This is a genomic window from Entomomonas sp. E7T21 (genome assembly GCF_058693955.1).
The window spans coordinates 2,020,635-2,035,582 of the sequence record NZ_CP191672.1 but is presented as its reverse complement, the minus strand read 5'-3'; the positions used below and the strand labels follow the sequence as shown (position 1 = coordinate 2,035,582).

11 protein-coding genes are annotated in these 14,948 nt (G+C 37.1%); 4 read left to right on the top strand and 7 right to left on the bottom strand.

The window, feature by feature from the left end; all coding sequences use genetic code 11:
* Positions 1 to 17: 17 nt before the first annotated feature.
* The 3 genes from alkB (at position 18) to ACQVD9_RS09785 (ending at position 2,171) form a co-directional block, all read left to right on the top strand.
* Entirely contained in the window at positions 18 to 668 is a 651-nt protein-coding gene (gene alkB / locus ACQVD9_RS09795; RefSeq protein ID WP_264745855.1) for a DNA oxidative demethylase AlkB, read from the top strand.
* Between the two features lie 140 nt (positions 669 to 808).
* Positions 809 to 1,132 (top strand): ferredoxin FdxA, encoded by a 324-nt coding sequence (gene fdxA / locus ACQVD9_RS09790; protein WP_264745854.1) that lies wholly within the window; start codon positions 809 to 811, stop codon positions 1,130 to 1,132.
* An 82-nt stretch (positions 1,133 to 1,214) separates the two neighbouring features.
* A complete protein-coding gene (locus tag ACQVD9_RS09785) occupies positions 1,215 to 2,171 on the top strand; it encodes a DUF3239 domain-containing protein (RefSeq protein ID WP_264745853.1) in 957 nt (318 codons plus the stop codon).
* Between the two features lie 47 nt (positions 2,172 to 2,218).
* Here the strand turns inward: ACQVD9_RS09785 and purD are convergent, their stop codons facing one another.
* The 5 genes from purD to putP all read right to left on the bottom strand — a co-directional run bounded on the left by purD (position 2,219) and on the right by putP (position 8,147).
* Entirely contained in the window at positions 2,219 to 3,505 is a 1,287-nt protein-coding gene (gene purD / locus ACQVD9_RS09780; protein WP_264745852.1) for a phosphoribosylamine--glycine ligase, read from the bottom strand.
* 18 nt (positions 3,506 to 3,523) lie between these two features.
* Entirely contained in the window at positions 3,524 to 5,131 is a 1,608-nt protein-coding gene (gene purH, locus ACQVD9_RS09775) for a bifunctional phosphoribosylaminoimidazolecarboxamide formyltransferase/IMP cyclohydrolase (RefSeq protein WP_264745851.1), read from the bottom strand.
* A 38-nt stretch (positions 5,132 to 5,169) separates the two neighbouring features.
* Positions 5,170 to 5,451: a DNA-binding transcriptional regulator Fis gene (fis, locus tag ACQVD9_RS09770; protein ID WP_264745850.1), complete on the bottom strand. Its 282-nt coding sequence runs from the start codon at positions 5,449 to 5,451 to the stop codon at positions 5,170 to 5,172.
* A 38-nt stretch (positions 5,452 to 5,489) separates the two neighbouring features.
* Positions 5,490 to 6,464, bottom strand: a complete 975-nt coding sequence (gene dusB / locus ACQVD9_RS09765; RefSeq protein ID WP_264745849.1) for a tRNA dihydrouridine synthase DusB — start codon at positions 6,462 to 6,464, stop codon at positions 5,490 to 5,492.
* A gap of 129 nt (positions 6,465 to 6,593) precedes the next feature.
* Positions 6,594 to 8,147: a sodium/proline symporter PutP gene (gene putP / locus ACQVD9_RS09760; RefSeq protein WP_264745848.1), complete on the bottom strand. Its 1,554-nt coding sequence runs from the start codon at positions 8,145 to 8,147 to the stop codon at positions 6,594 to 6,596.
* Positions 8,148 to 8,500: 353 nt separating this feature from the next.
* Between putP and putA the strand changes: the two genes are divergently transcribed.
* On the top strand, positions 8,501 to 12,457 hold the full coding sequence (gene putA / locus ACQVD9_RS09755) for a trifunctional transcriptional regulator/proline dehydrogenase/L-glutamate gamma-semialdehyde dehydrogenase (protein ID WP_264745847.1): 3,957 nt from the start codon (positions 8,501 to 8,503) through the stop codon (positions 12,455 to 12,457).
* A gap of 76 nt (positions 12,458 to 12,533) precedes the next feature.
* On the opposite strand, the gene ACQVD9_RS09750 is transcribed toward putA, so the two are convergent.
* Both ACQVD9_RS09750 and guaA read right to left on the bottom strand, forming a co-directional pair.
* Positions 12,534 to 13,148 carry a hypothetical protein gene (locus ACQVD9_RS09750; protein ID WP_264745846.1) on the bottom strand — a complete coding sequence of 205 codons (615 nt, stop codon included), beginning with the start codon at positions 13,146 to 13,148 and terminating at the stop codon, positions 12,534 to 12,536.
* 216 nt (positions 13,149 to 13,364) lie between these two features.
* A complete protein-coding gene (gene guaA, locus ACQVD9_RS09745; RefSeq protein ID WP_264745845.1) occupies positions 13,365 to 14,942 on the bottom strand; it encodes a glutamine-hydrolyzing GMP synthase in 1,578 nt (525 codons plus the stop codon).
* Between the last annotated feature and the right edge of the window lie 6 nt (positions 14,943 to 14,948).

Here is a 14,948-nt window from a genome sequence, read left to right as displayed (position 1 = left end):
AGTGTATGTTAGCGTAGATGATAACAGATGATTTATTTGAAAATGATGAGGAACTTAATCAAATAAGATTAGGTGAAGGGACACTACTAATTCGTCATTTTATTAATGAGTATACTGCTGAAATCATTACTGAAATAGAGACAATAACCAAACAAGCTCCCTTTAGAAAAATGTTAACACCCAATGGTCATAAAATGTCAGTGGGTATGACTAATTGTGGGAATGTTGGTTGGGTAACTGATTTAAAAGGTTATCATTATAGTCAACAAGATCCGATCACTCAGCGCCATTGGCCTAATATGCCTAGTTTATTTAGAGAGTTAGCTGTACAAGCAGCAGGTTTAGCAGGTTATCCTAATTTTCAACCAGATGGTTGTCTAATCAACCGCTATCTTATAGGAAGTAAATTATCACTTCATCAAGATAAAGATGAGAAAAATTTAAATGCACCTATTGTTTCTTTTTCTTTAGGTATTCCAGCTACTTTTCAGTGGGGTGGGTTAAAACGAACGGATCAAACAGAAAAACTCGTATTATCCCATGGAGATGTTTTAGTGTGGGGTGGAGTGGATAGATTGCGATTTCATGGTGTGTTACCTATTAAGAGCAATAATCATCCATTACTGGGTGAGCAACGTATTAATATTACATTTAGGCAGCTCAGCTAATAGCCTAACTACTTATTAAAAATGTTATAATCGAAAAATTGATTATAATAATATAACTAAAAATATGGGCACAATCTGCCAAAGTTGTTATAAAAACTGTTAAAATTGCGTCCGCTGCCGTGAGCGTTAGGAGAAATTGAATGTCCTTTATTGTTACTGATAATTGCATTAAATGTAAATACACAGATTGTGTAGAAGTTTGCCCTGTTGATTGTTTTTATGAAGGGCCTAATTTTTTAGTTATTAATCCAGATGAATGTATAGATTGTGCTTTATGTGAGCCAGAGTGTCCTGCTAAAGCTATTTTTTCAGAAGATGAATTACCTGAGAATATGCAACAGTTTGTTGAGATAAATACTGAGCTATCGGCTACATGGCCAAATATTACAGAGAAGAAAGATCAATTGCCTGATGCTGAAGAGTGGGATGGTGTAAAAGATAAACTACAGTATTTAGAGCGTTAAGAGGTATTTATGTAAAAAACACCATTGTCATTTAAAACAATGGTGTTTTTTTATTTTATAGAAGTTAATGTAGGGGTATACAATGCGTGATGGTTTTGCTTGGCTTGAGAAACATTTTTATCAAGTTAAAGATACTAAAGATCAGCAACAATATGCTGCAGTTATTGAACAACTACAAATATTTATAGATAAATATAGCAATGTAATCGATGTAGAAGAGCAAGTTATTGTAGCGAAAGCATTAGAATACCAATTAATGTTATATATTTTAAATAACCAACAAGAACAAGCGGAACGTGTTGAAAGTATTCTTAATGAAGATTTTTATGGTATTCATAAAATTGGTAAACCTATAGATGTTAATCCAGATGCGCCTGTTACAAATGGTAGATTAAATCTTGCTAGTAATTTGCTTGATATGAATCGTTTAAAACAATTTGCAATTAAACAAAAAGGTACAAATAGGCCCAAATTATTAGGTTGGGTATTAAAAATAGCAGGATTATTGCTCATTGGCTTAGCCGCATGGTTATTTACGATTAATTGGCTATGGACACCTCTTATTATAGGTATTATAGGGGTGTTTTTGAGTACTATAGGGACACAAGTAACTAATGTTGTTAATCGTTTTTTTAGCACCATTGCTTTTAACTTAGGTACTATTATTCCAGGTATTATTAAAGTGGAAAAAGATAGTTACCAAGCTCTTTTTATGGCTCCCTTAATGAAAACAAAAAATCAGCTTCCACGTTGGGGAGTGAAAGTGGTTACTTTTAAAAAGGCTGTAGGAAAATTTAAAGAAGGGAGTAGGTTGGCAGGTGTTTGTGTTTGTAGTCAAGGGCCAACTGACTATTATCAAGATTTTATGCCAAATCCAGTATGCTTAGGATATCGTAATGAAGTGATTCCATTTAAGGCAAAGCAAGTTATTAGTGCTGAAGATTGGCAACGTTTAGAGAGTGTAGTCGAGATTTTTAAGAGCCACTCTGACAATAAAGATTTATTAATTGTAGATCAAGATTTGCAAAAGATTAGTTAAGTATTGAGCAATAAAAAAGGTAGCTAATTAGCTACCTTTTTTATAATCTATTTGTTTTGTTCCCTAGCAATTGCACGATAACCAATATCTTTACGATAGAAGCAGCCATTCCAATTAATTTTTTCAGCTAATTGATAAGCATTTTGTTGCGCTTCTAATACTGTATTACCTAGAGCAGTAGCACAAAGTACGCGACCGCCACTAGTGACTACTTTACTATCTTTTAAGGCTGTGCCTGCATGGAATACTTTACCATTATTAGCGACAGCTAAATCTAGACCAGTAATCTCATCACCTTTTGGATAGTCAGCAGGGTAACCAGCAGCAGCTAGCACTACACCTAAGCTACAACGATTATCCCAATTTGCTGTTGTTGTATTTAGTTGTTTTGCTAAAGCAGCTTCTACTAAATCTACTAAGCTAGATTGCAAACGCAACATAATAGGTTGCGTTTCAGGGTCACCAAAACGGCAGTTAAACTCGATAACTTTTGGCGTACCTGCTTTATCAATCATTAATCCTGCATAAAGGAAACCAGTGTATATATTACCTTCTTTGGCCATGCCACGAACAGTAGGATAAATAACTTCATCCATTACTCGTTGATGAACTTCAGCAGTGACTACAGGGGCAGGAGAGTAAGCACCCATACCACCTGTATTGGGGCCAGTATCACCATCACCTACGCGTTTATGGTCTTGACTGGTTGCCATTGGTAACACATGTTCGCCATCAACCATTACAATAAAGCTGGCTTCTTCACCTTCTAAAAACTCTTCAATAACAACCCGTGCCCCAGCATCACCAAACGCATTACCAGAAAGCATGTCTCTAACAGCAGCTTCTGCTTCCTCTAAGGTCATAGCAACGATAACACCTTTACCAGCAGCTAAACCATCCGCTTTAATTACAATAGGCGCACCTTTTTCTTTTAAATAAGCAAGAGCAGGTTCAACTTCGGTGAAGTTTTGATAACTGGCAGTAGGAATATTATGGCGAGCTAAGAAATCTTTAGTAAAGGCTTTCGAACCTTCTAATTGTGCTGCTTCAGCAGTAGGGCCAAAACATTTTAAACCACGTTGTCTAAATAGGTTTACTACACCTTTAACTAAAGGAGCTTCAGGGCCAACAATAGTTAAATCGACATTTTCTTCGGCAAAGTCAGCGAGTTTTTCTAATGCTAATACATCAATGGTTACGTTTTCACATTTGTCCTCAATAGCTGTACCTGCATTACCAGGTGCTACAAATACTTTTTCTACTTGTGAGTCTTGCGCTACTTTCCACGCTAAAGCATGTTCACGACCACCACTACCGATGATTAATACATTCATTGTCTAGCTCCTATTAGATTAGTGACGGAAATGGCGCATTCCTGTAAATACCATAGCGATACCTGCTTCATCAGCAGCATCAATGACTTCTTGATCGCGCATTGATCCACCAGGTTGAATAACGGCAGCAATACCTACTTTTGCAGCATTATCAATACCATCACGGAATGGGAAGAAAGCATCACTAGCCATTACTGCGCCTTTAACTTCTAGGCCAGCATGTTCGGCTTTGATAGCAGCAATCCGAGCAGAGTTTACACGGCTCATCTGGCCAGCACCAACACCTATTGTTTGGCGGTTTTTAGCATAAACAATGGCATTAGATTTAACAAACTTAGCCACTTTCCATGCAAAAATAAGATCGTGAATTTCTTTTTCAGTAGGAGTGCGTTTAGTGACTATTTTTAGATCGTCAGTAGTAATCATTGCAATATCGCGTGTTTGTACTAAAAGTCCACCATTAACACGTTTAAGGTCTAAATCTCTTGGGCGTTCGGCAGGCCATTGACCACATTCTAGTAAACGTACATTGGCTTTACTAGCTACCACAGCTTTTGCTTCTTCGCTAATTTTTGGAGCAATAATGACTTCCACAAATTGACGATCAACAATAGCTTTAGCAGTTGCTGCATCTAGCTCTCGGTTAAAAGCGATAATGCCACCAAACGCTGATTCACTGTCTGTTGCAAAAGCTAGATCATAAGCTTTAAGGATACCACCTTCATTTTCTGGAACTACCGCAACACCACAAGGATTAGCGTGTTTTACAATTACACAGGCTGGTTTTACAAAGCTTTTTACACACTCTAATGCGGCATCAGTATCAGCAATATTATTATAAGACAGTTCTTTGCCTTGAACTTGTTTTGCTGTGGCAATGCAAGCTTCATCAGGGTTGGCCTCTACATAGAAAGCAGCTTTTTGATGAGGGTTTTCCCCATAACGTAGATTTTGAGCTTTAATAAATTGCATATTAAAGGTTTGTGGGAATTCAATACGATGTTGGGTAGTTAATGTCTCAGAAGCTTGATCAATAGTACCCAGATAGTTAGCAATCATACCATCGTAAGCAGCAGTATGTTCAAAAGCTTTTAATGCTAAACCAAAACGTTCTGCATAAGTTAAACCACCTTGTTTTAGACTATCAATAAGTACAGAATAATCTTGGTGATTTACTACAATTGCAACATCTTTATGATTCTTAGCAGCACTACGCACCATTGTTGGGCCGCCAATATCAATATTTTCAATCGCTGTTGGTAAGTCACAGTCAGACTTTGCTACTGTGGCTGCAAATGGATAGAGGTTAACTACAACCATATCAATAGGGTCAATTTGATGTTGTTGCATTACTGCATCATCTGTACCACGACGACCTAAAATACCCCCATGTATTTTGGGATGAAGGGTTTTAACACGGCCATCCATCATTTCAGGAAAGCCTGTATATTCCGCCACTTCTTTAGCATTAATTGCATTATCTTTTAATAACTTGTAAGTCCCACCTGTAGATAAAATTTCTACATTAAGTTCACTAAGTTGTTTGGCAAATTCAACAATACCTGTTTTATCAGATACACTAATAAGTGCACGACGAACAGGAAGACGCATTGTTTGGTCAGTCATGATCAGTCCATCAAGTTAGAAGTTATAATTTATGAAAATTAAAGTAAGTTATATTGCTTTAATTTTTTACGTAATGTACCACGATTCAAACCCAAAAGTTCTGAAGCTTTACTTTGATTACCCTTTACATATTCCATAACAGTAGCAAAGAGGGGGGCTTCAACTTCTGATAAAACTAAATCATAAAGATCGATAGTATTTTGTCCATCAAGCTGAGCAAAATATGTTTGTAGTGCTTTTTCAACGCAGCTGCGTAAAGTTTGACCTTCTATGTAGTTTGTACTGAGTGGTACAGCTTTGTGCACAGTACTTGTTACCATCTGTCTAAGTCCTTCATGTTTATCATGTTCTAAGTAGTTCATTGAGTAAAAATATTTTTAATATAGGTATATTGTTCTTGCGCGGATTCTAGTTGATTAAATTGCTGTTTAAAAACTATACCTTCGGGTAGGTAAGACAAGTACCAACCCATATGTTTCCTTGCAATCCGCATTCCCATAGCTTCACCATAAAGGATGTGTAAGGCTGTTAAATGCTCTAACATTACTTGCTTTCTTTCGGTAAAGGTAGGGGAAGAATAATAATGCCCAGTTTCTAAAAAATAATTAATTTCCCTAAATAACCATGGATTACCTTGCGCGGCTCTACCAATAAGCAAAGCATCTGCTTTTGTATAGTTTAATACAAATTGTGCTTTTTCTGGAGAGGCAATATCACCATTTGCAAAAATAGGTAAGTTAATTTGCTGTTTTATTTCTGCAATAGTATCGTATTCAGCTTCTCCATTATATAAGTCTGTACGGGTTCTACCGTGTATTGCGATAGCTTTAATGCCAGATTGCTCTGCTATTTTAGCAATAGTCAGCGCATTTTTATTTGAGCTATCCCAACCAGTACGCATTTTTAAAGTAATAGGCACATTAACAGCTTTTACTACTGCTTGCAAAATACTCTCAACCAATTTTTCATCTTTCATTAAGGCTGAACCTGCGGCTTTATTACACACTTTTTTGGCAGGACATCCCATATTGATATCAATGATTTGTGCACCCAATGCAACATTAGCTTTAGCAGCATTAGCCATTTGTTCTGGTTCAGTGCCAGCTATTTGAATTACTCTAGGTTCTAAATCATCTTGATGAGGTAAGCGATGTTTTGATTTGTTACTGTTCCATAGACGTGTATCACTTGTTACCATTTCAGATACAGCTAATGCGGCACCAAAACGGCGACATAGCATGCGTTGTGGCCGATCAGTTATACCTGCCATAGGAGCGAGTATAAGACGGCCACTTAGTTGATAGGGGCCAATACGAGGAAAAGTAACTAACATTATTTAAGGGGGGTAAATAATAAGGAGAAATATGATACTGGGTTTAGAGCGGGGAATAAAGTAAAAATATGATAAAAATCATAAATAAAGAAAGCAGATAGATAATTCTATCTGCTTTTTCTTATAAAATTAAGATTTACCTGTTAAGGTTTTATATTCTTTTTCTGCTTCATCAAAACGCTTTAACATACGTTCTGTAGGTTTAGTTAATTTACTACCAACAAAAATAGCAATAATACCTAAGATAAAACCAGGAACAATTTCGTAAAGGTTGAACCAGCCATATTGTTTCCATATCAATACTGTCGCTGCACCAATAATCATACCCGCTAATGCACCTTCTTTAGTCATGTTGCGATAGAGCAATGATAATAAAATCACAGGACCAAAAGCAGCACCAAAACCTGCCCATGCATAGCTAACCATACCAAGTACTTTAGAATCAGGGTCACGTGCTAAGAAGATAGCAACAAGGGCAATAACTAATACCATTGCACGTCCCACCCAAACCAATTCTTTTTGAGAAGCACTTTTACGTAAGAATGGTTTATAGAAATCTTCTGTTAAAGCACTAGAGCAAACTAATAGTTGGCAACTTAAAGTACTCATTACAGCTGCTAGAATACCTGATAGAACGATACCAACAATCCATGGATTAAATAATGCTTTACTTAACTCGATAAAAACATATTCAGAGTTCTTTGCTACAATCGCAGCGCCAGGCAAGTCAGGATTGTTTGCAAAATAAGCAATACCAAAGAAGCCAGCAGAAACAGCACCACCTAAGCAAAGAATCATCCAGCTCATGCCAATACGGCGAGCATTAGGAATATTTTTTACTGAGTCTGCTGCCATAAAGCGTACAAGGATATGTGGTTGTCCAAAATAACCTAGTCCCCAAGCCGCTAGAGAAATAATGGCAATAGTTTTAATGAGAACCGTATCTCCTTTTACTGCAAACAGGTTAAATACATCAATATTTTCTCTTACTGTTTCAATGGTTTGAACAGTGGAGTTCCAGTCAGATAAAGAAAGAATAACGAAAACAGGTGTTAATAGCAGTACAAATAGCATTAATGTAGCTTGTACAGTATCAGTCCAACTAACAGCTAAGAATCCACCAATACAGACATAAATAATAGTGGCGGTTGCACCTAATAACATAGCAACTGTATAGGGTGTTAAATGAAGTGCTTCTGCTAAAGGGGCTAAGTTAAAGAGACTTTCAAATAATCGAGCTCCTGCAACAACACCTGATGCGCAATAAAGAGTGAAGAAAATTAAGATGATAAGGGCTGAAAAAATACGTAATAAACGAGTATGGTCATCAAAGCGAGTAGTAAAATAATCAGGTAAGGTTAATGCATTATGGTTATGTTCAGTATGTACACGTAATCTTCCAGCAACAAATAACCAATTGAGCCATGCACCTATTGTTAGGCCAATGGCAATCCACGCTTCTGATAAGCCTGATAAGTAAATAGCACCAGGTAAACCCATTAATAACCAGCCGCTCATATCCGATGCGCCTGCAGAAAGGGCAGTGACTAAACTACCTAAACTTCTTCCCCCTAGAATATAATCATCAAAGTTTTTTGTAGAACGGTAGGCGTACAGCCCAATTATGATCATTAAAATAATGTACAGTATAAATGTTACTGTCGTTTGATAGTTTGCTGACATGCAGGTATTACTCCTGATTGTATTGTAAATATTAGTTATTTATTAAGGTTGCACCTTTAGTTAACTTAAAGAAAAACTTAATATATTTCTTAATGAATCTATTGTTTATCTAAAATATAATGCTTAAGTTAACCTGACTTTCCTGTTTTTTTCTCCCTGTCTAAAATAACTTGCAATAAGTGTGCCGAACAAAGGTGCAACCTTAAAAAATATCGGTTGCACCTTTTGGCATGGATATTGAATGATATTTTCCAATATTTTTACAATGGGTAAAAATAACACAAAAAAGTAAGTGGTAAAAACTAACTTTTTTATTATTTAGATTCTTTTTTATAATCTTGTGGAGTTTGACTATGGCTTCAACAACTCTGGGTGTTAAGTTAGATGATGCAGCGCGCCAACGTTTAAAAGAGGCAGCAAAGCGAATTGATAGAACACCTCATTGGCTGATTAAGCAAGCAATTTTTAGTTATTTAGAAAAAATCGAACAGGGAGCATCCATTGATGATTTGCTAGGTGTTCAAGCCAATGCAGAAATAGATGAGTTACCTACTAATAACAATACAGCAACAGTTGCAACTCAACCATTTTTAGAGTTTGCTGAAAGTATTCATCCACAATCAGTATTGCGAGCTTCAATTACTGCTGCTTATCGTCGCCCTGAACCAGAAATTATTCCTTTAATGCTTGAGCAAGCACGCTTTAATGAGCAAGACTCACAATCTGTTCATAAAATGGCTTTTGATATTGCTAACAAATTAAGGAACCAAAAAAGTGCAGGTGGTCGTTCCGGTTTGGTGCAAGGATTGTTACAGGAATTCTCACTTTCATCTCATGAAGGTGTAGCATTAATGTGTTTAGCAGAAGCGTTACTTCGTATTCCTGATAAACAAACTCGTGATGCACTAATTCGCGACAAAATTAGTAAAGGTAATTGGCATCCACATGTTGGTAAAAGCCAGTCAACCTTTGTTAATGCCGCTACTTGGGGGTTGTTAATTACAGGTAAATTAACAGCTACTCATAATGAAACTAAACTAACCAGTTCTTTAAATCGTATTATTGGTAAGAGTGGTGAACCGCTCATTCGTAAAGGCGTTGATATGGCTATGCGAATGATGGGAGAGCAGTTTGTAACAGGTGAAACTATTGGCGAAGCATTAGCTAATGCAGGTAAGTTTGAAGCCAAAGGTTTTAGATACTCCTATGATATGTTAGGTGAGGCAGCATTAACTAAGAAAGATGCTGATAACTACTATATCTCTTATGAACAATCTATTCATGCTATTGGTAAAGCGTCTAATGGTCGTGGTATTTATGAAGGGCCTGGTATTTCCATTAAACTTTCTGCCTTACATCCACGTTATAGCCGTGCCCAGTACGATCGAGTAATGACAGAGTTGTACCCACAACTTCTTAATTTAACCTTATTAGCTAAACAATATGATGTTGGTATTAATATTGATGCTGAAGAGGCTGATCGTTTAGAGTTATCTTTAGATTTATTAGAAAAACTTTGTTTTGAACCTGCGTTAGCAGGTTGGAATGGCATTGGTTTCGTTATTCAGGCTTACCAAAAACGTTGCCCTTATGCGATTGATTATGTAATAGATTTAGCGCGTCGTAGTCGTCATCGTTTAATGATTCGTTTAGTAAAAGGAGCTTATTGGGATAGTGAAATTAAACGTGCTCAAGTAGATGGTTTAGAAGGTTATCCTGTATATACACGTAAGTGTTACACTGATATTTCTTATTTGGCTTGCGCTCGTAAGTTATTGGCTGTACCAGAAGCCATTTTCCCTCAATTTGCAACACATAATGCCCATACGTTAGCGGCTATTTATCATATTGCAGGTAATAACTATTATCCTGGTCAATATGAGTTCCAATGTCTACATGGCATGGGGGAACCACTTTATGAACAAGTAGTGGGTAAAATAGCTGATGGTAAATATAACCGTCCATGTCGTGTTTATGCACCAGTGGGAACGCATGAAACATTATTAGCTTATTTGGTCCGTCGTTTACTTGAAAACGGTGCTAACACTTCATTTGTAAACCGTGTGGCTGATCAATCTATTTCAATTAATGAGTTAATTGAAGACCCAGTGGAAACAATTGAAAAATTAGCTCATCATGAAGGTCAAATGGGTTTACCACATCCACGTATTCCATTACCAGTAGAGCTTTATGGCAAAGGTCGTGCTAACTCTAGAGGGATTGATCTTTCCAATGAAAACCGTTTAGCCTCTCTTTCAAGTGCTTTATTAAATAGTGCTACTGAAGAGTGGGTAGCTGCTCCCATGTTAGGGGAGGATGTTACCTTAGGTAACGCACAGCCAGTAACAAATCCTGCAAATCACAATGATATTGTGGGTAAGGTTTATGAGGGAAGCGAACAGGATGTTGATGTAGCTTTGAATTGTGCAGTAGCTACAGCGCCTATTTGGCAATCCACTCCACCACAGGAGCGGGCAGCTATTTTAGAGCGTATTGCAGATCAATATGAGTTTGAAATGCAGACATTGATTGGGATTATTGTGCGTGAGGCAGGTAAAACCTATAACAATGCGATTGCAGAGATTCGAGAGGCAATAGATTTCCTACGTTATTATGCTGAACAAGCAAGAAGTGATTTTGCTAATGATTCTCATCGACCTCTAGGCCCTGTAATATGTATTAGTCCGTGGAACTTTCCTATGGCTATTTTTACAGGTCAAGTAGCAGCAGCCTTGGCAGCAGGTAACACGGTAATTGCTAAACCTGCAGAACAAACACCATTAATTGCCGCACAAGCTATTCGTATTATGTTAGAAGCAGGTATACCTAAAGGTGTAGTGCAGTTATTACCTGGTCGTGGCGAAACTGTTGGTTCTAAATTAACTGCTGATCCTCGTGTAAAAGGTATCATGTTTACAGGTTCTACTGAAGTAGCACAAATTATCAATAAAACTATTGCTGGTCGTTTAGATGATCATGGGCATACTATTCCATTGATTGCTGAAACAGGTGGTCAAAATGCTATGATTGTTGATTCATCTGCGCTTGCAGAGCAAGTAGTAGTTGATATCGTAGCATCTGCTTTAGATAGTGCAGGGCAACGTTGTTCCGCTTTAAGACTGCTCTGCATTCAAGAGGATGTGGCTGATCGTACGATTGAAATGTTAAAAGGCGCGATGGATGAAAATCAATTAGGTAATCCAGAGTTATTATCAGTAGATATTGGTCCGGTGATCGATGCTGATGCTAAAGCAATTATTGATAAACATATTGAAACCATGCGTAATAAAGGTCGTACGGTTTATCAATCAGCTATCTATAGTAATGCGGTAATTAAAAATGGTACTTTCGTAGTGCCAACGTTAATTGAATTAGAAAGTATTACAGAGCTACAACGTGAAGTGTTTGGTCCTGTGTTACACGTAATTCGTTATAACCGTAAAGATCTAGATAAACTACTTGAGCAAATTAATAAGCTTAACTATGGCTTAACCATGGGTATTCATACCCGTATTGATGAAACTATTGCCCAAGTAATTGATAAAGCGCATGTAGGTAATATCTACGTAAACCGTAATATTGTCGGTGCCGTAGTAGGTGTACAACCTTTTGGTGGCGAAGGTTTATCTGGAACAGGTCCTAAAGCAGGTGGACCACTTTATATGTACCGACTATTAGCAACTAAACCAGAAGATGCTGTAGCTAAATCACTCATTCGTCGTGATGATGGTATTGCCACAGAAGATATAGGTAAAGCCGCTATTGAAGAAGTAATCAAAAGCTTCAAAACATGGGCAGATAAGAAAGAATATGCTGGTATTAGTAAACTAGCAGACGATTTCTATCATATTGCTCAAGCAGGGACCTTGCGTATATTACCAGGCCCAACAGGTGAGCGTAATAGTTATGAATTATTAGCAAGACAGGATATTCTTTGTTTAGCTAATAATGAACAAGATTTATTAGTACAATTAGCTGCTGTCTTATCTGTGGGTGCAATTGCATTATGGTCTGATGAGTATGCTAAATTACGTTCTCAATTGCCTGAAAAAATACAACAGCATGTTAAATTTATTGCTGATTGGAAAAAGCCTGAGAGCCATTATGATGCAGTGCTTTATCATGGTGATTGTGATCAATTAGCAGAAGTTTGCCGTATTGTAGCTAATCGTAAAGGTGCTATTGTTAGCGTTCATGGTTTAGCACAAGGTGAAACTAGTATTCCATTAGAGCGTTTATTAATTGAGCGTTCGATTAGTGTGAATACTGCTGCGGCAGGTGGTAACGCAAGTTTAATGACAATTAGTTAGCACGTTATTAATACTGAAAAACCGTTATGTCTTTTGTCATAACGGTTTTTTATTGCTTACAAAATTTTAATTCAATCTACTTAATACCATTTAATAGATTATGTTCAATTGTTCCTGTTGATATGCAAGAAAATTTCTCTGTCTTATAAGGTTCTGTCGATGTAAATTTGATTTGTTCTTTTTCAATAGGCAATTCTGTTTTATCGGCTTGATTCGTAGATGTTGTATTACGATTTAATGTATATTCAACATCGATAGTTACAGTAGTAACTGAACCAGATTCTGCCACTTTTGCAGTAATGGTGGCATCAAGATCGGTTTCTACTTTCGCATCATAATCCTGTCTGTTCTTTTCATAAATATATTCTGTAGATTCAGCATAATTATAGGAGTATTTTTTAGTTACCTTTTCCTTATCAATATAACTACTAGTTACTAAACCACAATCAATATAATTAGCAGGGCGATCTGTTTTAAAGGTAGCTACAATAGTACCTGTTGCTTTATCTGAGGATTGAACAGAAAAAACATTATTAAATAATTGATTAAAAGTAGCAGTCCATGCCTTATCTTTAGGCATATTAACAAATTTCTCATTTTCAATAGTTACCGGATCTGGTTGTTTATGAATATAAGAAGTACAACCAGCCAAACTGGTTGCTATTAGTAAGCTTAAAATAGTTTTTTGCATATTAGCATTGCCTAAGTTTATGTTTGTGATTATCTTGCGAAAGTTCTAAAAACATTATCTCATCTTTAAATGATTGGCAAGATAAATTAGTAGAAGCCTTTGAAAGAGATTTTGGAGAGAATGCTCGTTAGTAATATCATTCATTGATAAAAAGCCAGTATATTTATTGATAATACTGGCTTTCTTTTACACTATAGAACTAGTGGGGACTTGATGTCACTCCCACTCAATTGTTGCAGGTGGTTTGCTTGATACGTCGTAGGTTACTCGTGAAATATTTTCTATTTCATTGATAATACGATTAGATACTTTTTCAAGCAATTCATAAGGTAAATGCGCCCAACGTGCGGTCATAAAGTCAATGGTTTCTACAGCGCGTAATGCTACTACCCACGCATAACGGCGACCATCACCTACCACGCCTACTGATTTAACGGGCTGGAATACAACAAAGGCTTGGCTAACTTTATGATACCAATCTGCTTTGTGGAGTTCTTCAATAAAGATATGGTCTGCTTGGCGAAGTAGATCAGCGTATTCTTTTTTGATTTCACCAAGTATACGAACACCTAGACCTGGACCAGGGAAGGGGTGGCGATATACCATATTGTAGGGTAAACCTAACTCTAAACCGATTTTGCGGACTTCATCTTTAAATAGTTCGCGTAGCGGCTCAACTAATTTTAATTTCATATCTTCAGGTAAGCCACCGACATTGTGGTGTGATTTAATTACATGGGCTTTACCTGTTTTAGCACCTGCTGATTCAATGACATCAGGATAGATAGTGCCTTGTGCTAGGAATTGAATATTGGTTAGTTTGTTAGATTCTTGATCAAAAATTTCAATAAAGGTATTACCAATAATTTTGCGCTTTTGTTCAGGGTCTGATACACCAACTAATTTATCTAAAAATAGTTTTTCAGCATCGGCACGGATAACTTTAACACCCATGTTTTCAGCGAACATAGCCATTACTTGATCACCTTCATGGAGACGAAGTAAGCCATTATCTACAAATACACAGGTTAGTTGATCGCCTATGGCTTTATGAAGTAGGGCAGCTACTACAGATGAGTCAACTCCACCTGATAAGCCTAGTAATACGTTAGCATCACCTACTTGTTCGCGCACTTTATTAATCATATCTTCGATGATATTGGCAGGTGTCCATAGTGCTTTACATTGGCAAATATCTAAGATAAAGCGAGAAAGTATGCGTTCACCTTGTTTAGTATGAGTTACTTCTGGGTGAAATTGTACGCCATACCAATGACGCTCATTATCAGCCATACCTGCATAAGGACAGCTTGGTGTGGTAGCTAGAGGTATAAAACCTTGGGGTAGTTGGCTTACTTTGTCACCGTGACTCATCCATACATCAAGAGCAGGGGTACCATTATCTTTAATAATATCTTCGATGCCCTCTAATAAGCGCGCTTTGCCAATTACATCTACTTGCGCATAACCAAATTCTCGTATAGTAGAGCTTTCTACTTTACCGCCTAGTTGTTCTGCCATAGTTTGCATACCATAGCAAATACCAAGAATAGGGATGTTTAGTTCGAATACAATTTGTGGGGCTCGAGGGCTATTGGCTTCGTGTACTGATTCAGGGCCACCTGATAAAATCACGCCTTTTGGATTAAAGTCACGAATGGCTTGTTCATCCATGTCAAATGGATGTAGCTCACAATAAACACCTATTTCTCTTACACGGCGAGCAATAAGCTGGGTATATTGAGAACCGAAGTCAAGGATAAGGATGCGATGAGCATGAATGTCTTGAGTCATGATTGA